This is a genomic window from Sphingomonas sp. DC1600-2, assembly GCF_049897605.1.
Classification (GTDB): Bacteria; Pseudomonadota; Alphaproteobacteria; order Sphingomonadales; family Sphingomonadaceae; genus Sphingomonas.
In genome coordinates, this window is the sequence record NZ_JAFCWO010000006.1 from 158353 (window position 1) to 176462 (window position 18110).

Consider the following 18110-nt stretch of genomic DNA (forward strand, 5'->3'; position numbering starts at 1 on the left):
ATGCTCCCAGACTTGAGGATGGATGGCCGGATCAGCCTTCAGCGCCCCTAGCACGCACCTTCCCGCGCTTCAAATCGGCGTGCTTCGGGGGTTTGCCGCCGTCAATGCCCGACTCGAGCGGTGGCTGGAGGCGGAGCGCGACCAACTGGCCTTGTGGGTGCCGGTGGCGCTGGGGGCGGGGATCGCTCTGTGGTTCGTGCTGCCCGATCCGGTGGCGTGGCGTGCGGTGGGGTGTCTTGCGGTGGCGGTGGCGCTTGGCGGCGTGGCGTTCGCGCGGCATGGGCGGGCGGCGCGGGTGGTTGCGGTCGGCGGTTTTTGCGTCCTGCTTGGGCTGGCACTGATCTGGGGCCGCGCCGAGCGAGTCGCGGCGGGCGTGCTGGCGCGCCCGACGATCGCAACCTTCTCCGCGCGGGTCGAGCGGGTGGAGCCGCTGGTGGCGCGGGGGCTCGTGCGTGTGCGGCTCGCGCCGATCCGGGTGCTGGCGGTGCCCGAACGGCGCGGGCCGCCCCAGCCGCTGCCAACGCTCCCCGCGCATCTGCGCGTCAATTTGACCGACGCCGATGTTCCAGTCGGGCTGGCGCCGGGAGCCACGCTGTTGTTGTCGGCGCGGCTGATGCCGCCCCCCGAACCCGCCGTGCCCGGAGCCTATGATTATGCCCGCACCGCCTGGTTTGACGGAATCGGTGCGACCGGGCGCGGCTTCGCGCCGATCCGTATCGTCGCGGGCGGTGGTACAGCGGCGGCGGCAGGGCTGCGCGTGCGGCTGTCGCAGCATATTCAGGCGCAAGCGGGCGGGGGCGGGGCTGGGGGCATTGCCGCCGCGCTGGCTACAGGCGACCAGGGCAGCATTCCGATGGCCGATAATGAGGCGATGCGCCGCTCTGGTCTTGCGCATTTGCTCTCGGTCAGCGGCTTGCACATCACGGCGGCGGTGGGCGCAGTGATGGTGCTGGTGATGCGGCTGCTCGCGCTCAGCCCGTGGCTGGCCTTGCGCTGGCGCTTGCCGCTGATTGCAGCGGGGGCGGGGGCGCTCGCGGCGATCGGCTACACGCTGCTGACCGGGGCGGAAGTGCCGACGATCCGATCGTGCGTCGCCGCGCTGTTCGTGCTGATCGCGCTGGCGCTGGGGCGCGAGGCGTTGACGCTGCGGCTGGTCGCGGCGGGCGCGGTGGTGGTGTTGCTGCTCTATCCCGAGGCGCTGGCGGGGCCGAGCTTCCAGCTGTCCTTCGCCGCGGTCGCCTCGATCATCGCGCTCAACGAGCACCCCGCGGTCCGCGGCTGGTTCGGCCCGCGCGAGCAATCTCGGCTGGCAAAGCTGGCGCGCGAGCTCGCTTCGTTGTTGCTGACGGGCCTTGTCGTGGAACTGGCGCTGCTGCCGATCTCGCTGTTCCACTTTCAGAAAGCCGGGGTGTACGGCGCGGTCGCCAATATCGTGGCGATTCCGCTCACCACCTTCGTGACGATGCCGCTGGAGGCGCTGGCATTGCTCTTTGATTGCATCGGCGCGGGGGCACCGTTCTGGTGGGCGACGGCGCGCTCGCTCGATCTACTGCTGTGGATCGCGCACACCACCGCCGCCATTCCCGGATCGGTCGCGCCGCTGCCCGCCATGCCCGGTGCTGCTTACGCCCTGATGGTGGTGGGTGGCCTGTGGCTGGCGTTATGGCGCACGCGCTGGCGGCGGTTGGGGCTGCTGCCGCTCGCGGTCGGCGCGGTATGGGCGCTGCTGACGCCCGCGCCAGACGTGCTGGTGACGGGCGACGGCCGCCACGTCGCGATCCGCACAGCACGCGGCGATCTGGCGCTGCTGCGCGACCGTACCGGCGATTACACCGCCGACATGCTGGCGGAGAATGGCGGGATTGAGGACCTACCGGTGCTGATGTCCGAACAGCCCGAAGCGCGCTGCAGCCGCGACCTGTGCCTGATGACGCGCCGCGCCGGCGGCCGCGACTGGCGCATCCTCGCGACGCGCAGCGCCTATCTCGTCCCCGCGCCCGATCTGATGGCGGCGTGCGCAGAGGCCGACATCGTCATCAGCGAACGCCGCCTGCCGCGCCGCTGCGCACCGCGCTGGCTACGGCTCGACCGGGCGACGCTGGCCCGCAGCGGGGGAGTGGCGATCGCGCTTGGCACGGCGTCGGTTCGCACGGTGCGCCATGCGGGCGACCGGCATCCGTGGGTGACGATGCCGGTATTGCCGGGGGTACGGCACGGACGCTTTGGTGGGAGTGGGAGAAGGGATCAAGCGATGGCCGGGCGTCGATGACGGGCTTCTCGGTTGCGCGAAGGCGGAGCGCCCGTCGGACGGCAGCATATCTGAAACACCGACCGGTATAGAATTGGCCCGACATCATCCTCCCCGCCCGGCGCGGCCAAATTTTGGTGGGAAGCGGTCGTTCAAACTGCGGCTCACTATGAACTTAACTATGGCGTTCTGCGATGATCCAGCCAGAGATAACGGTCGGGATTATCAGCAAAAAGGGCCAGTCGTCCGCACCGTCTACATCGGCGGCTCGCAGCGCCCACTGCCCCACAAAAACCCCGCCAACCCCGATAAAGACGAGTCCACAAATTAATAAGAGGCCCGTCAGATTACAGGGCATGTAGCTCCATAGAACCTTTTTAAACCAAATCTCGCGCTTCAAGTCGTGTTTCCCACCGGACTTGCCCATAGTAGAATGCTTGAAGATGGCTATCTACGCAATTGGCGGAAAGCAGATGGCTTTTTAACGTGCCTGCCCCCTTTCTCTCCTTAGACAAGATTGCTTCTGCGGCGTCTCACTGCGACGGATTGAAGAAGAAATAGTGTTCGATCAGCTTCCCGTCTTTCTCACGGGCAACATCGACACCGGTCACCGTGATTTCACCGGGCGGGCCACCCTTCCACCGCGCCGTTGCGACGCCGTGATGGCCGAGGCCAGGCCCATCGATTTCGAAGCGGAAACCGGGCGGCATATCGGCAAGAACACCTGCCACCACCTCGGATATGGCTTTATGGCCGCTGACTGCGCGGGCCGGCTCGAATATTGTTGCATACGCGTGGTAGATCTCGTCGATTGCAGCGAGCCGGACGACGTCGTCACGCTCGTTCCAGACGCGTTGGATGCTCGCGTGCAACAGATCGACTTCTGGCGCTTCCGACACAATTTCCTCCCGCGTTAATCCGGTTGGCTGTTCATAACATCCCTGGGACGAGACTGTTCAGCCTGTTCAAGCCCTTCCAAAGGAAGGAGAGCTATCGAGCCGCTGATCAGGATCTTGAGCGGTGACCATCGGGCGAAACCCGTCAGAGCTCCCCCTCAATCGTACCGCCGCAAAATCCCCGCCAGCTTGCCCTGCACGCGCACTTGTGCGGGCGCATAACGCTGCGGGTCATACGCCCGGTTTGCCGGGTCCAACCGGATCATCGCGCCTTCGCGGCGGAAATATTTGAGGGTGGCTTCGCTTTCCTCGATCAGCGCCACGACGATCTCGCCGTCGCGCGCGACCTCCTGGCGCTTGATCAGCGCATAATCGCCGTCGAGGATGCCGGCCTCGACCATCGAATCCCCGGCGACTTCCAGCGCATAATGCTCGCCACTGCCGAGCAGGGCGGCGGGTACGGCAAGCATCGAGGCACCCTCGAACGCCTCAATCGGTACACCGGCGGCGATGCGGCCGTGCAGCGGGATCTCGATCACGTCATTGGCGGGCTCCGGCATCGCGCGGAGATTGGCGGCGGGCGCAGCAGTGGTTTTGGTCGGTGTGTTGGTGCCACGCTCGGGCATTTTCAGCACTTCGAGCGCGCGCGCTCGATTGGGCAGGCGGCGGATGAACTGACGTTCCTCGAGCGCGCTGATCAGGCGGTGGACGCCCGATTTGGATTTGAGGTCGAGCGCTTCCTTCATTTCCTCGAACGACGGCGACACCCCGGTCTCATCAAGCCGGTCGTTGATGAAGCAGATCAGCTCATGCTGCTTGCGCGTTAGCATCGCTCGGGCCCTTTCGTCGGAACAGACAACGAACCTATACGGAACGAAAAATCACGCGTCAAGCGCGCGCTTTACGGGAGCGCGAGGATTTCCACCGAGTCGCCGGGCTCGGCGGCTGGCGTATGCGGTGCACGGGCAATCAGGCAATCGGCCTCGGCGAGCGTCCGCAACAACGACGAGTCCTGGCGCTGCGCGACATACACCCGCCCGTCGCGCGTCTCCGCTCGCAGATAATCCTGCCGCACGCCGTTGGCGGGCAACGCCGAACCGAGGATCGCCGTGCGCAAAACCGGCATCGCATCGCGCGCGCCGCTCAGATGCGCGATCAGCGGGCGCAGGAACACCGTCGCGGTGACGAAGGCCGACACCGGGTTGCCGGGCAGGCCCAGCACCGTAGTCCCGCGCAAACGCCCTGCCAGCATGGGCTTGCCGGGCCGCAGCGCGATCCGCCAGAAATCGATCCTCCCGCCTGCCGCCTCCAGTGCGGGACGGATCAGGTCATGGTCGCCGACCGAGGCACCGCCGGTGGTGACGAGAATGTCGGCTTCCACCGCCGCAAAGGCGGCGGCGATGGCATCGAGCCGGTCGGGCAGGATGCCGAGCCGAAGGACGTCGACAGGCAAATCACCAAGCAACGTCGCCAGCATCACGCTGTTGGATTCGGGCAGCGCATCGGGTGGCCCGCTGGCACCCGGCGCAACCAGTTCGTCCCCGCTCGCAACGACCGCGACGCGCAGCCGCCGCGCGACCGTCAATTCGGCGTGTCCGGCGATCGCCGCCAGTGCGACGCGCGCTGCTGTCAGCCGCTCGCCCTTCGCGATGAGCACCTCACCGCTGGCGAAATCGAGCCCCCTGCGGCGGATATTGCCGCCGCGCACCGGGCCATCGCCGGACAGAGTAAGGCTGTCGCCCTCGCGCGCGGCTTCTTCCTGAACGAGCACGCTATCGGCCCCCGGCGGCACGGCGGCACCGGTAAAGATGCGCACCGCTTCGTGCGCGCCGCACGTCCCGGTAAAGGGGCGTCCGGCGGCGCTTTCGCCGATCACGCGCAGCGGCCCCGGCAAATCGTCGAACCGCACTGCATAGCCGTCCATCGCCGAGAGATCGGCATAGGGCTGGGTTCGCAAGGCGTAGACCTCGCTTGCCAGCCAGCGTCCGGCGGCCGCGGCCAGTGGAAGCGTTTCGCTCGGTACTGCGGCACCAAGCGCGAACAGGCGCGCTTGCGCATGGGACACGGAGATCAGAGGAGAGGCCATCGTCATGCTTTCCGGTAAGGCTGGCGGGTATCAGCGGGTCGTCGCGGGTGGGGCAATCCGCTCGATCGTCAGCCGGGTGATCGTACCGCCAGTCGGCGTTGCCGCGACATCGAACCGTCCCCCCAATTGCCGCGCCAGGGTGCTGGCGATGGTCAGGCCGAGGCTGGTCGTGCGGGTCATGTCGAACCCATCGGGCAAACCGGCACCATCGTCGGTAACGCTGAGGTCGAGCGTGTCGTCGGTGCGCTGTACGACCACGTCGATCCGCCCGGTTTCGCGATCGGCAAAGCCATGTTCGAAGGCGTTCGCGACGGCCTCCGCCAGGATCAACGCCAGCGGGATCAGCGCATTGGGATCGAGCACGAGATCGGTTTGCGCGTCGACGCGACACGCGATTCCGGGCTTCCCGCCGGCCTCGGCGAGATCGGCGACCAATGTGGTGACCACGGCATGAAGGGCGACCTGTCCCCCGCTCACGTCATACAATTGCCGCTGGATTCGCCCGATCAGCTGGACGCGGTGGACGGCGTTGTCGAGGACTTGTTTGGCGGCTTCATCGGCGATCGCGCGACGCTGCACGCTGAGCAATGCGGCGACCATCATCAAATTATTGGACACGCGGTGCTGCAATTCGTGGAACAGCACATTGCTGCGTTCGACCAGATCCAGGCGCTGGGCCGCCAGTTCACGCGTGCGTTCGCGTTCTTCGCGCAGGCGGGCGTTGGCCTTTTGCATCATATCGACCAGCGCAATATCAACCGCGACGACGCCGATATAGAAGAGCAACGCGGTCGCGGTTGTCACCTCGATCTGAAAGCTGAACAGCGGCGGGATGAAGAAATACCAGGCGATAAGCCCGCACAGAATCGCCGACAGCACGCCCGGCCCCCGACCCCACAGGAACGCCGAGATGATGACCGCCGGAAAGAAGGTGAGAAACGGAAAGCCCGGCGGGAAATACGGGTTCAGCGCGCTACGTAAAAGTCCCGCCAGAACGGCCGACACCGTAGCGAGGGCGTAAGCCGCGATGGGGCGGTCCATCAGGAGCGGCAATCGTTCCAGCAGGTTCGGTCGTATGTGATTCATTCGGCCAGGTACCAGTTCCCTCGGGGCTGCGCAGTGCTCTCGATCAAGATTCGGATGATCCTCCTCGGTCAGCTTGTCCTTCCTTACGCGAAGGCGCGCGCTTGCCGCAAACGGGCCCATTGGTCGCACACGCACAGGGTAGTTGCACGGAAACCACAGTCGTGGGTCAATCCCGGCCTTCGGTCCAAACTGTCACAATCGCGACATAATCTCGGCCTAGCCGCGCCTCAGCAACCAGACTTTACCAAGTCGAAGCCCGCTCAGAGCGCATCGCGCAGACACCCGCAAAGGGGGCTGCGCGCGTGTTGTCATGTCCGCAGTACGCTAAACTCACAAATGGGGAACATCGTGTCCAAATCACTCGTCGCCAAGTCCGCACTCCTGTTCGGCACCGCGTTTGTCGCGCTTGCCGGTGCCAGCGCTGCCAGCGCGCAGGATGCTCCTGCCGCAGCCGCAGCGGTGCAGACGCCCGCCGCCGACGATAATCTCGGGGACATCGTCGTCACCGCGCAACGTCGCAGCGAGAACCTGCAGAAGGTGCCGGTTTCGGTCGGCGTGCTGCAGGGTGCCGATCTGCGCAACTTCACGGCGGGTGGCGGCGATACGCTGCTCGAACTCGCCAACCGCGTCCCCGGCCTCTATGCCGAGACGACCACCGGCAAGATCTTCCCGCGCTTCTACATTCGCGGCCTCGGCAATATCGATTTCTACCTCGGCGCGTCGCAGCCCGTGTCGATCATCCAGGACGACGTCGTGCTCGAGCATGTCGTGCTGAAGTCGAACCCGGTGTTCGACGTGAACCAGATCGAAGTGCTGCGCGGGCCGCAGGGCACGCTGTTCGGCCGGAACACCACGGCCGGCATCATCAAGTTCGACACCAACAAGCCGACCAACGATTATGAAGGCCGTGCGACGGCGTCCTATGGCAGCTACAACACGGTGTCGGTCGACGCCGGCGTCGGCGGGCCGATCGTGAAGGACGTGCTCTCGTTCCGCGTGTCGGGCCTGTATCAGCGTCGCGATAACTGGATCGACAACAGCTATACCGGCCCGAGCGACGACGGCACCGTCGGCGGCAAGAACAAGCTCGGCGGGTTCGAGGAAAAGGATGTCCGCCTCCAGTTGATGCTGACCCCGCCCGAAACCGGCTTCACCGGCATCGTTTCGGCGCATGCGCGCAATTACTCGGGCACGTCGACGATCTTCCATCGCGGCGCGATCAAGCTCGGCACCAATGATGTCAGCGCCGAACCGCGCGACAGCATCGCGCTCGATGAGGGCCATAACAACCCACAAGCGTACCGGACCTATGGCGGCTCGTTCAACGCGAAGAACGATTTCGGCGCGGTCACGCTGACCTCGATCACCGCGTATGAATCGACGTCGGGCTATAGCCGCGGCGACACCGATGGCGGTGCTGCGGTCAATTTCGCGGGCGGCAAGTTCTACGGCGAGAGCCAGGGCCGCGTGCGCGATCTCGACCAGCTAAGCGAGGAAGTGCGGCTGGCCAGCAACGGCACCGGGCGTTTCAAGTGGCAGATCGGCGGCATCTACTTCGAATCGCGCGATACGACCGAATTTGACCAGCGCGGTTTCTTCCTGCTCGACAATTCGTTCGGGACCAACCCGAACCCGAACAACTTCGTCGTGCTGCGCAACGTCAACACGTCCTATGCCGGTTTTGGCCAGGCGAGCTACGAGCTGCTCCCCAAGCTGACGCTGACCGGCGGCGTGCGCGTGACCTATGACGAGAAGACCACGCGCCTCGTCACGCCGCCGCGCAACGCAGCCGGCGTGTCGACCTTCCCGGCTGCGGCCGCGAGCTATGTGCGCCTGGCCGATACCCAGCCGAGCTGGGAAGGCAGCCTCAACTATGCGGTCGAGCCGAACGTGAACGTGTTCGCGCGCGTTTCGCACGGTTTCCGCGGGCCGACGATCCAGGGTCGTAACGCGGTGTTCAGCTCGGCCTTCGTGACGGCCACGTCGGAGACGATCACCTCGTATGAAGCCGGCATCAAGTCGAACCTGTTCGGCAACACGCTCCGCTTCAACGCGACGGGCTTCTACTACAAGGTCCACAACATCCAATTGAATGGCAACGACGCCAACAATAACGGCCTGTTGTTCAACGCCAATCAGGCGCAGGCGTGGGGCGGCGAAGCGGAGCTGACCTGGCGTCCGGTGCCCGAGTTCACGCTCGGCCTGGGTGGCAGCGTGCTGCACACCGAGATCAACGACACGCGCGTGTATGCGCCGGTCTGCAAGCTCAACGGCGTCGTTACCTGCACCGTGCTCAACCCGACGATCAATGTCGGCGCGGCGACGCTGGCGCAGATCAATGGCAACGTCCTGCCCGACGCGCCGAAATATCAGCTCGATGCCAATGCCCGGTATGACTATCCGCTGGGCAATGGCGGCAAGCTGTTCCTCGCGGGCGACGTCACGCTGCAGGGCTATACCAGCTTCGTGCCGTACAAGACGGTCGAGTATACCTCGGACGGCACCTTCGAGGCTGGCCTGAAGGCCGGTTATGCCGCCCCTGAGAACAAGTACGAACTGGCCGTGTTCGTGCGTAACCTGACCAATGAGAAGAACCTCAAGGGCGTGCTCGACAACTACAATGCCGCCGTGTTCAACGACCCGCGCATCATCGGCGTGTCGCTGAGCGGCAAGTTCTAAGGGGCTGAAGGCGCGGCCTGCTACGGCGGGCCGCGCCCAACTTCGGTCATTAACCGATCTGGACCTGCGTCCGAAATGCCGCCATTCACCGTGGCATGGCGCGGGCATCACTCACGTGGCAATATTGGCTGTTCTGGATGGTATTCGCTGTCTGGTTGGCGACAGCCATCCCCGTCATCATGTTTAGTCTTTTTACTTTGGAGCTTCCGCTCTGGCCTTCGTTCAGCGAGGAAAGCACCGTGGAGGGTGTGACGGTCTGGGCGATCTACACTGCGTGGTTCTACCTTACGCCGCTCGTCTTGGTGGCGATCATCCGACGGAAGCGAATGTCTGCTTCAAAGCTCAAACGGCCGTAAGCGGTCCGTCAGCTCACCACCAGACGCAGACGTGGACATGTCGCGACAGGGCGGTCGGCTGCTCGTCGATTAGACTTGGTTTTGGATAGCCACTCGCTCGGCCAGGCGCGCGCCAGCGCCTCACTCCAATCGCGCCCAATCGCCTGATTTTCCGCCGGTCTTGGTCAGCAATTGCACGCCGCCGATCGTCATGCCTTTGTCGATTGCCTTGGCCATGTCGTAGATCGTCAGCAGCGTCACCGTAACGGCGGTCAGCGCTTCCATCTCGACCCCGGTCTTGCCCTCGGTCGCCGCCGTCGCGGTCGCGGTGACGCCGCTCTCGTCCACCACCAGATCGATCGCGACGCGCGTCAGCGGCAGCGGGTGACACAGCGGGATCAATTCGCTGGTGCGCTTGGCCGCCATGATCCCCGCGACCCGCGCCACCGCCAGCACATCGCCTTTCAGCGCAGTCCCGTCGCGGATTGCGCGCGCGGCTTCGAGGATCATGTCGATCCGCCCCGTCGCCACGGCTTCACGTCGGGTCGGCGTTTTGCCGCCGACATCGACCATATGCGCCGCACCGGCGGCATCGAGATGGGTGAGCTCGCTCATCCGACCAGCGCGCGTGTTGCCGCTTCGACGTCGCTCTGGCGCATCAGCGATTCGCCGATCAGGAAGCAGCGAATGTCATGTTCGGCCATCGCATCGAGATCTGCGCGCGTGGTAAGCCCGCTTTCGGCGACGAAGGTGCAGCCCTTGGGCGCCTTGGACACGAGTTCATAGGTGCGCGCGAAATCCACCGTGAAATCGCGCAAATTGCGGTTGTTGACGCCGATCAGCCGCGACTTGAGCTTCAGCGCGCGCTCCATTTCGCTGTGCGAATGCACTTCGACCAGCACGTCCATGCCGCATTCGAGCGCACTCGCCTCGATCTCGGCGAGCAGTCCGTCGTCGAGCGCCGACATGATCAGCAGGATCGCATCAGCGCCAAGGCCACGCGATTCGGGCACTTGCCACGGATCGACCATGAAATCCTTGCGCAGCACCGGCAGTGTACAGGCATTGCGCGCGGCGGTCAGATAGCTGTCCGCCCCCTGGAACCACGCTTCGTCGGTCAGCACCGACAGGCACGCCGCACCGCCCGCCTGATACGCGGCGGCATGGGCGGGCGGATCGAAATCGGCACGGATCAGGCCCTTGGACGGGCTGGCCTTCTTGATCTCGGCGACCAGCGCATAGCCGGTCTCGGCGCGCGCATCGAGCGCGGCGCGAAAGCCGCGCGGCGCGGTTTGAGCGGCAATGCGGGCGTCGAGTTCGGCGATCGCCGTCGTCGCTTTGCGCGCGGCTACCTCGGCGCGTTTGGTTTCGAGAATGCGGGTGAGAACGTCGGTCATGAATAGGCAATCCATCGATCGAGCAAGCCGTTCGCCGCGCCGCTGTCGATCGCGTCGCGCGCGATCTCCACGCCTTCGGAAAGGCTCTGGCTGGTGCCCGCCACGATCAGCGCGGCGGCGGCATTGAGGAGAACAGCGTCGCGGTACGGGCCCGCTTCGCCCTGAAGCAAGCGGCGGAGCGCGGCGGCGTTATACGCTGCGTCGCCACCGCGGATCGCGGTGACCGGGTGGCGCGGCAATCCGGCGTCTTCGGGCGTGATGATGCCGGGCAAGTCCACCTGTCCAACGCTGACCGCGACGCTCCGCCCGGCACTCGACAACTCGTCCAGCCCTTCCTCGCCCGATACGACCAATGCCGCTTCGGTGCCGAGCTGTTCGAGCGCTGCGGCATAGGTCGCTGCGTAATCGGGGCGGGCGATGCCGATCAGCTGGCGTGTCACCCCGGCGGGGTTGGCGAGCGGACCCATCAGGTTGAAGATCGTGCGGCGGCCCAGCCGCTGGCGGATTGGCGTGATACGTTTCATCGCCGGATGATGATTGGCGGCGAACAGGAAGGCGATGCCGATATCGCGCAGGCTCGCCTCCGCGCACAACCCGGCGCGGTGCATGTCGAGGCCCAGCACCTCCAGCGTATCCGCCGCGCCCGCCTTGGACGAGGCCGCGCGATTGCCATGCTTGGCAACCGGCACGCCGGTGCTGGCGACGACGATCGAGACGGCGGTCGAGACGTTGAGTGTATGATGCCCGTCGCCGCCGGTGCCGCAGACGTCGACGGTGCCCGGCGGTGCATCGATCGGCAGCAGGCGTGCGCGCATCGCGCGCGCTGCCTCGGCAATTTCGATGCTCGTTTCGCCGCGTTCGGTCAGCCCGATCAGGAAGGCCTCGATTTCGCTTTCCGACGTCCGCGCGTCGAGCAGGTCGGCAAACGCCTGCGCGGCGGTTTCGCGGCTGAGCGGCGATGCCGTATCGGGGAGGAGGGCGAGGGTGGTCATCCGACAATCCCCGCATCCGCCAGGAAATTGGCGAGCATCGCATGGCCATGTTCGGTGGCGATGCTCTCGGGGTGGAACTGCACGCCATGGATGGGCAGCGTCGCATGGCGCACGCCCATCACCGAGCCGTCATCCGCGCGCGCGTTGACCAGCAGCGTCTCCGGCAAATCCTCGACGATCAGCGAATGATAGCGCGTCGCGGTAAAGGGCGAGGGGAGCCCCTTGAACACGCCCGTTCCGTCATGCGTCACCGGCGAGGTCTTGCCGTGCATCAACCCGCCGCGCACCACGCGTCCGCCAAAATGCTGGCCGATCGCCTGATGACCCAGACACACCCCTAGTAGCGGTCGCCCGGCGACGGCGCAGGCCGCGACCAGGTCGAGCGAGATGCCGGCTTCGGTCGGCGTCTTCGGGCCGGGGGAGATCAGGAATCCTTGCGCATTGCTGGCCAGCGCTTCGGCGGCGGTCAGCGCATCGTTGCGCACGACCTTTACCTCCGCGCCCAACTCCATCAGATAGTGGACCAGGTTCCAGGTGAAGCTGTCGTAATTGTCGATAACGAGGATCATGGCGCGCCGCTAACCTGTTTGTGCTGATACGACAATCGCGGTGATAAAGACGCCGTTCAGGTTGGATCTAACCAGACGTGCTACACGTTGCCGTGTCCCAAGGAGAATTTCCCATGCTGCGCTCTCTCGCCGTCGCCGTTTTGCTGGCCACAATCTCCACCGCGACGTTTGCGCAGACCGCGCCGCAGGCTTCGACGACCGAAGCCAAACAGGCCGAGTCGGGCAAGCCGCCGCTTCGGATTCGCTCGGTCACGCTGACGGGTAACGAAAAATGCCCGCAGTCCAACAATCCCGATGAAGAAATCGTCGTGTGCGCGCGCGTCGGCGAACCCTACCGCATTCCCAAGGCGCTGCGCGACGACAAGCCGATCCCGGCGCAGAACCAGAGCTGGGTCAATCGCGCCGCCCTGATGGACGATGTCGGCCGCCGTGCAGGTGGCCTGCCCGATACCTGCTCGCCGACCGGCTCGGGCGGCCAGACCGGCTGCGCCAAGTTGCGTGCCGAACAATATGCCGCCGAAAAGGCCGATGCGAAGCGTCAGGCGAGCCAGGTTCCGTAACGAGGCGGCGCGTCGACACGCTTCCCGTCCGTTCGCCCCGAGCCTGTCGAAGGGCATCTCGCCACGGGCACGCCCGCTCCCGTGGAGAGGTGGGCTTCGACGAGCTCAGCCCGAAAGGGGGGGTAAGTAAGCGCAGCGCTGACGCTTATTACTGCCCGAACCCGCTCTCTGCCGCCCGCGCGATCGCCTCGCGCGCGGCGGCGAGAAGCGCTCCCGCTTTGGCCTCGCATTCGCGTTGTTCATACGCCGCTTCGCTATCGGCAACGATTCCCGCCCCCGCCTGCACGTTCATGATGCCGTCTTTCACGATCGCGGTGCGCAGCACGATGCACGAATCCATCGATCCATCAGGCGAGAAATAGCCGACGCCGCCCGCATAAGGGCCGCGCACGGCACCCTCCAGTTCGGCGATGATTTCGCACGCACGCACCTTCGGTGCCCCGCTGACCGTGCCCGCCGGGAAGCCCGCAAACAGCGCGTCGAGCGCGTCATGCTCGGGCGCTAGCTGGCCGATGACGTTCGAGACGATGTGCATGACATGGCTGTAGAATTCGGTGGTGTAGCTGGCGGTCACCGTCACGCTGCCAGCGGTGGCCACGCGGCCGACATCGTTGCGGCCGAGATCGAGCAACATCAGATGTTCCGCGCGCTCCTTGGGGTCGGCGAGCAGGCTCTGGCGATTGGCTTCGTCCTCGGCGGCGGTCTTGCCGCGCGGGCGCGTGCCGGCGATCGGGCGAATCGTCACCTCGCCGTCGCGCACGCGCACCAGAATTTCCGGGCTCGATCCGGTCAGCGCAAAGCCCGGCAGATCGAGATGATAGAGGAACGGCGACGGGTTGATCCGCCGCAGCGCGCGATACAATTCGAACGCGGGCAGTGGAAACGGTGCCGTGAAACGCTGCGACACCACCACCTGAAAGATGTCGCCCGCGACGATATACTCCTTCGCGCGCGCCACCATCTCGGCATAGCGGCCGGGCGGCAGTGTCGGAGTCAGCGCGATCTCGCTCGCCTCGCCCCGCACGGGCGCAGGCAAAGGCGCGGTCGCGAGGCGCGCGGCAGTCGTCTCGATCCGCTCCAGCCCCTCGGCGACGATCGCCTCGGGCGTACGCGTCGCATCGGGCCAGACCGGTGCGACCAGGAACAGCGCGTCGGCGAGCCGGTCGAAGATCAGCACCACCGTCGGACGCACGAATATCATGTCGGGCAGGCCCAGCGCATCGCTCTCGGGCCGGGGCAGCCGTTCGACCAGCCCGATCGTCTCATAGCCGAAATAGCCGACCAGACACGCCAGCGCGCGCGGCAATTCGGCGGGCACGTCCATCCGGCACGACGCGACCAGCGACCGCAGCGCGTCGAGCGTCGGTTCGGCGCAGGGGGCGAAGGCGTCGCGGTCGGTCAGCCAGTGCCGGTTGATCGCGGCTTTATTGCCCTGCGCGCGGAACACCAGATCGGGCGCGAGCCCGATCAAGCTATGCCGCCCGCGCGTTTCCCCGCCCTCGACCGATTCGAGCAAAAAGTCGCCACGACCCGGCTCGATCAGCTTCAGCGCGGCCGCGACCGGCGTTTCGGTATCGGCGACCTGGCGCTGCCACAGCAGCGCCGGGCGACCGGTGGCGAGCGCGGCGTGTGCTGCCGCAGTATCAGGGCTGATCGGTCGCACTCACGCCACCCAGCATGTCGAGCTTGAGCTTGGCGATCGCAGCGGTGTTGCGCGTGGTGCCGACTGCCTTTTGCACGGCCTTGCCAAAGGCACCGGCATATTCGCGGCCGATCACCTTGCCAATGTCAGCGCGCGTTCCCGCGATCACCTTGTCATTGCCGCGCGCATCGCCCGATTCGATCGAGTCGAGATGGACGATGATCCAGCCGGCCTTGTCGGGCGCTTCGAGCAGCTTGGTGGTCTTGGCGGCCATGCTGAACAGCAGCGACAGCGGGGCTGGCACCTGGCGCGGATTTGCCATCAGCGCGGCGCGCGGCGCGTTGACCGGGCGCAGTGGCGGCAGCTTCAGCTTTGTCGCGGCGAGCGCCTCGGCCAGCGGTGTGCCCTTATTGGCGCTGGCGACGACGCTTGCGGCGATCTTGCGTGCCTCGCGCTGGCCACGGTCGAGCGTGAAGTCGCGCACCACGGCATCGTGGATCTGCGCCAGCGGACGCGGTGCCGCGGGTACGATCTTCTCGACCGCGACCAGCGCAAAGCTGCCATCTGGGCCCAGCGGCACCGTTTGCGGGCTGTCTCCGGCTTGGGCTGCAAAGGCGGCGGCGAGGATCGGCGCGAGGGCGGGGTCAGGTTTGGCGGCGGGGTTGTCGATGTCCTGCCCGCCCGCGAGCAGCGCGGGGGTGCGCAGCGGTGTCAGCTTCTGCTGCGTGACGAGATTGTCGAAATTGCTCTTGGACAGCGCATCTTCCATCGCGTTGCGCTTGTCGGTCAGCGCTGCTGCCGTCTTCTGCTTCTGCAGCGTCTCGCGCAGGCCGGGCGTCGCCTCGGCGAGCGACTTGGCGGGCTGAACATGCTGTTTCACGATCTTTGCGACGATGAAGCCAAGCGGCGCGCGCACCGGCCCTACGACATCGCCTGCCTTGGCGGCAAAGGCCGCATCGGCAACGGCGGGGGAGGTCTGCCCGGCATAGGCCGCCTTCTGCTGGTCGGTCAGCGTCGCGGCTTCCAGCCCGGCGGCGCGTGCCGCCTGCTCGATCGGCGTGCCTGCGCGCACCTTGGCGGCGAGCGCGGTGGCGGCAGCTTGATCGGCGACGACGACTTGCGCGATCGTGCGCAGATCGGCGGCGGCGAAGCTTGCCGCCTGCGCCTTATAGGCCGCAGCGATCTCGGCATCGGTTGGCGTGGCGGCGACGGCGGCGGCATTGACCAGCGCATAGCGCACGATCCGCCGCTCCGGCACGCGGTAGCGCGACAGGTTGCGGGTATAGAAGGTGTTCAGTTCCGCCTCGGTCGGGGCGGGGCCCGCTGCGACCGCCTGGCTGGGGATGAAGCCGACCGTGCCGTTGCGCTTTTCCAGCAACAGGCTGGCATAAGGCAGCGCCAGCTGCACCGGCACCTGGCTCGCGCCGATCGTCGGCAGGATCAACTGGCGCGTCAGTGTCTGGTCGGCAATGTCGGTACGGACTTGCACGTCGCTGGTGCCGTTCTGCTTCAGTACCGCTTCATAGCGTGCCTGATCGAACTTGCCGTCGAGCCCGGTGAGCCCCGGCTGGCTTGCGATCACCGCATCGACCGCCTGCTTGCTGACGACCATGCCCTGCTTCTGCGCGAACTGGCGGAAGGCGGTCGAATCGATCAGCCGTTCCAGCGTCGCGTCGAACCCGCCGCCGGCCACGAATTGCGCCATCGTCAGCGACGGCTGCTCCTGGCGATATTGGTTGAAGTCGCGCTGTACCGCCGCCTGCAAATCGCCCAGCGCGATCGTCTTGTTACCGACGGTGGCGACGGTGTCGCCCTTGGCGGCGGGGGTGCCGCTGCCCGACAGGCCCGATTTATCCGACAGCACGAACGCCAGGCCAAGCAACGCCACAAATCCAAGCGCGACGGCGGCCCCCAGCGGGTGGCGGATCATTCGGCGGAAAAAACTGAGCATGAGCGGGAGCGGCCAATCTGTCTGGAGCGTAGTCTCCGCCGCTTTAGGGGTGTGATCGGGCGGCTTCAAGCCGGGGCTTGGACTTGTGCGATCCGGCACGGGCGTTATCGCTGGGCAAAAGGCAGAAAAAGAGGATGGGCATGACACGTCGCAAGCTGGTCGCGGGCAATTGGAAGATGAATGGCAGTCTGGCCGCCTTGGCCGAACTCGACGCGATCGCCGTTGCGGCGCGCGCGCATCCTGCAGTCGATGTGGCGATTGCCTTGCCCGCGACGCTGATTGCTCCCGCCGTCCAGCGCGTGCCCGGCCTCGCTTTCGGCGGGCAGGATGTTCATGCGGCGGAAAGCGGCGCGCACACCGGGTGTCTGTCGGCATCGATGCTCGCCGAGGCGGGGGCGAGCTTCACCATCGTCGGCCATAGCGAACGCCGCGCCGACCAGGGGGAGACCAGCCAGGACGCCTGGGCCAAGGCCAGCGCCGCGCACCGCCACGGCCTCGGCGTCATCCTGTGCGTGGGCGAGACCGATGCCGAGCGCGACGCCGGCCGCGCCGCGCGCGTGGTGCAGGCGCAGATCGAGAAATCCGTGCCCGATCTCGCCACCGGCGCGTGGCTGACCCTCGCTTATGAACCGCGCTGGGCGATCGGCACCGGCCGCACGCCGACGCTCGACGAAATCGCCGAAGTCCATTCGATCGCCCGCGCCAAGCTGCGCACGCTGGTCGGCGACGCCGCCGACACGATCCGCATCCTCTATGGCGGATCGGTAACGGGTGCGAATGCGGCGGCGATCCTGGAAACCGAGGATGTCGACGGTGCGCTGGTCGGCGGCGCCAGCCTGACCGCGGCGAAATTCGTGCCGATCATCGAAGCGGCGGGGTAGGGGGGGCATACACTTCCCCGGCGAAGGCCGGGGCCCAGTCGTGACGCTGGGTGTAAACAAGCGCAGCGCCCGCCAACATCCACCCCGCCACTGGGCCCCGGCCTCCGCCGGGGAAGCGTTTTTGTCAGCATAAGCGGCGAGTCTTAATCCCCACTGGACACGCAAACCGCCGCCCGCTTATCGGGGCGCGATGAGTGTTATTGCCACGATCATGAACACGGCCACCGGCCAGCCCATCCAGAAAATGACCTTCGGGCGGATGCCCAAGCCCTGGATTTCCTTCAACCTCGCCACCGGCGAACTGGTCACCGCCGACCGCGTCGAAGTCGGCAAACCCGCACCCGGCAAATTCGTCGTGCCGGTGTCGGTCTGGGTCACGCCCAAGACCGAGGGGTGAGGGGTTAAGGCGCGCCCTTTCACAGTGATCGAATGTCCCTCTCCCACCGGGAGAGGGAAGGGGCCCGCCGCGCCAGCGGTGGGAAGGGTGAGGGCGACCCGCGCGATCACCCCCACTCACCCTCACCCTTCCGCGGCTTCGCCGCTCCCTCCCTCGCCCGATGGGAGAGGGATTTGCCGCTAAGCGTCGCCGTTGTTTGCCCGTGGCCATCGCACGCGCTCCTCTGATCCGTCTTCGCCGCGAACTGGGTTGCCAGTCCGTCACCCAGGTAACAGCTGGGCGCCTCCATTTACCTCTCGCCAAATTGGCGCAGTGATGATTCACTGTCGGCGGTCAGCGGGAGCGGACGATGCGGCAGGCTGGGCTTTTCGGATTATCGGACCACATGAAG

At 66.1% G+C, this 18110-nt stretch carries 16 protein-coding genes; 5 read left to right on the forward strand and 11 right to left on the reverse strand.

Features of this window, described 5'->3' with window-relative positions:
• The first annotated feature begins 22 nt into the window (after nt 1-22).
• On the forward strand, nt 23-2269 hold the full coding sequence (locus ACP7BL_RS13050) for a ComEC/Rec2 family competence protein (protein ID WP_426258533.1): 2247 nt from the start codon (nt 23-25) through the stop codon (nt 2267-2269).
• Between the two features lie 154 nt (nt 2270-2423).
• Here the strand turns inward: ACP7BL_RS13050 and ACP7BL_RS13055 are convergent, their stop codons facing one another.
• The 5 genes from ACP7BL_RS13055 to ACP7BL_RS13075 all read right to left on the reverse strand — a co-directional run bounded on the left by ACP7BL_RS13055 (nt 2424) and on the right by ACP7BL_RS13075 (nt 6271).
• Entirely contained in the window at nt 2424-2648 is a 225-nt protein-coding gene (locus tag ACP7BL_RS13055; protein WP_426258534.1) for a hypothetical protein, read from the reverse strand.
• A 133-nt stretch (nt 2649-2781) separates the two neighbouring features.
• Complete coding sequence (locus ACP7BL_RS13060; RefSeq protein ID WP_310066536.1) at nt 2782-3120, reverse strand: nuclear transport factor 2 family protein; 339 nt, start codon at nt 3118-3120, stop codon at nt 2782-2784.
• Between the two features lie 182 nt (nt 3121-3302).
• Nucleotides 3303-3974: a transcriptional repressor LexA gene (gene lexA, locus ACP7BL_RS13065; protein WP_341203615.1), complete on the reverse strand. Its 672-nt coding sequence runs from the start codon at nt 3972-3974 to the stop codon at nt 3303-3305.
• Between the two features lie 71 nt (nt 3975-4045).
• Nucleotides 4046-5230 carry a molybdopterin molybdotransferase MoeA gene (locus ACP7BL_RS13070; protein WP_426258535.1) on the reverse strand — a complete coding sequence of 395 codons (1185 nt, stop codon included), beginning with the start codon at nt 5228-5230 and terminating at the stop codon, nt 4046-4048.
• 30 nt (nt 5231-5260) lie between these two features.
• Nucleotides 5261-6271 carry a sensor histidine kinase gene (locus ACP7BL_RS13075; RefSeq protein WP_426258536.1) on the reverse strand — a complete coding sequence of 337 codons (1011 nt, stop codon included), beginning with the start codon at nt 6269-6271 and terminating at the stop codon, nt 5261-5263.
• A gap of 381 nt (nt 6272-6652) precedes the next feature.
• Between ACP7BL_RS13075 and ACP7BL_RS13080 the strand changes: the two genes are divergently transcribed.
• Entirely contained in the window at nt 6653-8995 is a 2343-nt protein-coding gene (locus ACP7BL_RS13080) for a TonB-dependent receptor (RefSeq protein ID WP_426258537.1), read from the forward strand.
• 476 nt (nt 8996-9471) lie between these two features.
• On the opposite strand, the gene moaC is transcribed toward ACP7BL_RS13080, so the two are convergent.
• From moaC to ACP7BL_RS13100, 4 genes are read right to left on the reverse strand one after another with little or no spacing between them, the layout of a single operon-like run.
• On the reverse strand, nt 9472-9945 hold the full coding sequence (gene moaC / locus ACP7BL_RS13085; protein ID WP_426258538.1) for a cyclic pyranopterin monophosphate synthase MoaC: 474 nt from the start codon (nt 9943-9945) through the stop codon (nt 9472-9474).
• Complete coding sequence (trpC, locus tag ACP7BL_RS13090) at nt 9942-10727, reverse strand: indole-3-glycerol phosphate synthase TrpC (RefSeq protein WP_126845288.1); 786 nt, start codon at nt 10725-10727, stop codon at nt 9942-9944. Before trpC ends, moaC begins: the two co-directional genes overlap by 4 nt.
• On the reverse strand, nt 10724-11719 hold the full coding sequence (gene trpD / locus ACP7BL_RS13095; RefSeq protein ID WP_426258539.1) for an anthranilate phosphoribosyltransferase: 996 nt from the start codon (nt 11717-11719) through the stop codon (nt 10724-10726). The genes trpC and trpD overlap by 4 nt, the downstream gene beginning before the upstream one ends.
• On the reverse strand, nt 11716-12288 hold the full coding sequence (locus ACP7BL_RS13100; RefSeq protein WP_033966964.1) for an anthranilate synthase component II: 573 nt from the start codon (nt 12286-12288) through the stop codon (nt 11716-11718). The genes trpD and ACP7BL_RS13100 overlap by 4 nt, the downstream gene beginning before the upstream one ends.
• A 113-nt stretch (nt 12289-12401) precedes the next feature.
• Here ACP7BL_RS13100 and ACP7BL_RS13105 point away from each other — a divergent pair, with 113 nt between their 5' ends.
• A complete protein-coding gene (locus ACP7BL_RS13105; protein WP_033966966.1) occupies nt 12402-12848 on the forward strand; it encodes a hypothetical protein in 447 nt (148 codons plus the stop codon).
• A gap of 148 nt (nt 12849-12996) precedes the next feature.
• On the opposite strand, the gene ACP7BL_RS13110 is transcribed toward ACP7BL_RS13105, so the two are convergent.
• Nucleotides 12997-14511, reverse strand: a complete 1515-nt coding sequence (locus ACP7BL_RS13110; protein ID WP_426258540.1) for an anthranilate synthase component I family protein — start codon at nt 14509-14511, stop codon at nt 12997-12999.
• A complete protein-coding gene (locus ACP7BL_RS13115; protein WP_426258541.1) occupies nt 14492-16441 on the reverse strand; it encodes a SurA N-terminal domain-containing protein in 1950 nt (649 codons plus the stop codon). The genes ACP7BL_RS13110 and ACP7BL_RS13115 overlap by 20 nt, the downstream gene beginning before the upstream one ends.
• Before the next feature lie 140 nt (nt 16442-16581).
• Here ACP7BL_RS13115 and tpiA point away from each other — a divergent pair, with 140 nt between their 5' ends.
• Nucleotides 16582-17322 (forward strand): triose-phosphate isomerase, encoded by a 741-nt coding sequence (tpiA, locus tag ACP7BL_RS13120; RefSeq protein ID WP_137902626.1) that lies wholly within the window; start codon nt 16582-16584, stop codon nt 17320-17322.
• A 190-nt stretch (nt 17323-17512) separates the two neighbouring features.
• Nucleotides 17513-17719 carry a hypothetical protein gene (locus ACP7BL_RS13125; protein ID WP_010408130.1) on the forward strand — a complete coding sequence of 69 codons (207 nt, stop codon included), beginning with the start codon at nt 17513-17515 and terminating at the stop codon, nt 17717-17719.
• Nucleotides 17720-18110 lie beyond the last annotated feature (391 nt).

What these genes read in the sequence shown, in the direction of transcription:
- trpD (WP_426258539.1), bottom strand. Translation starts at nt 11,719, where the DNA reads ATGACCACCCTCGCCCTCCTCCCCGATACGGCATCGCCGCTCAGCCGC.
- ACP7BL_RS13075 (WP_426258536.1), bottom strand. Translation starts at nt 6,271, where the DNA reads ATGGACCGCCCCATCGCGGCTTACGCCCTCGCTACGGTGTCGGCCGTT.
- tpiA (WP_137902626.1), top strand. Translation starts at nt 16,582, where the DNA reads ATGACACGTCGCAAGCTGGTCGCGGGCAATTGGAAGATGAATGGCAGT.
- trpC (WP_126845288.1), bottom strand. Translation starts at nt 10,727, where the DNA reads ATGACCGACGTTCTCACCCGCATTCTCGAAACCAAACGCGCCGAGGTA.
- ACP7BL_RS13100 (WP_033966964.1), bottom strand. Translation starts at nt 12,288, where the DNA reads ATGATCCTCGTTATCGACAATTACGACAGCTTCACCTGGAACCTGGTC.
- ACP7BL_RS13125 (WP_010408130.1), top strand. Translation starts at nt 17,513, where the DNA reads ATGAGTGTTATTGCCACGATCATGAACACGGCCACCGGCCAGCCCATC.
- ACP7BL_RS13080 (WP_426258537.1), top strand. Translation starts at nt 6,653, where the DNA reads ATGGGGAACATCGTGTCCAAATCACTCGTCGCCAAGTCCGCACTCCTG.
- moaC (WP_426258538.1), bottom strand. Translation starts at nt 9,945, where the DNA reads ATGAGCGAGCTCACCCATCTCGATGCCGCCGGTGCGGCGCATATGGTC.
- lexA (WP_341203615.1), bottom strand. Translation starts at nt 3,974, where the DNA reads ATGCTAACGCGCAAGCAGCATGAGCTGATCTGCTTCATCAACGACCGG.
- ACP7BL_RS13050 (WP_426258533.1), top strand. Translation starts at nt 23, where the DNA reads ATGGCCGGATCAGCCTTCAGCGCCCCTAGCACGCACCTTCCCGCGCTT.
- ACP7BL_RS13105 (WP_033966966.1), top strand. Translation starts at nt 12,402, where the DNA reads ATGCTGCGCTCTCTCGCCGTCGCCGTTTTGCTGGCCACAATCTCCACC.
- ACP7BL_RS13115 (WP_426258541.1), bottom strand. Translation starts at nt 16,441, where the DNA reads ATGCTCAGTTTTTTCCGCCGAATGATCCGCCACCCGCTGGGGGCCGCC.
- ACP7BL_RS13070 (WP_426258535.1), bottom strand. Translation starts at nt 5,230, where the DNA reads ATGGCCTCTCCTCTGATCTCCGTGTCCCATGCGCAAGCGCGCCTGTTC.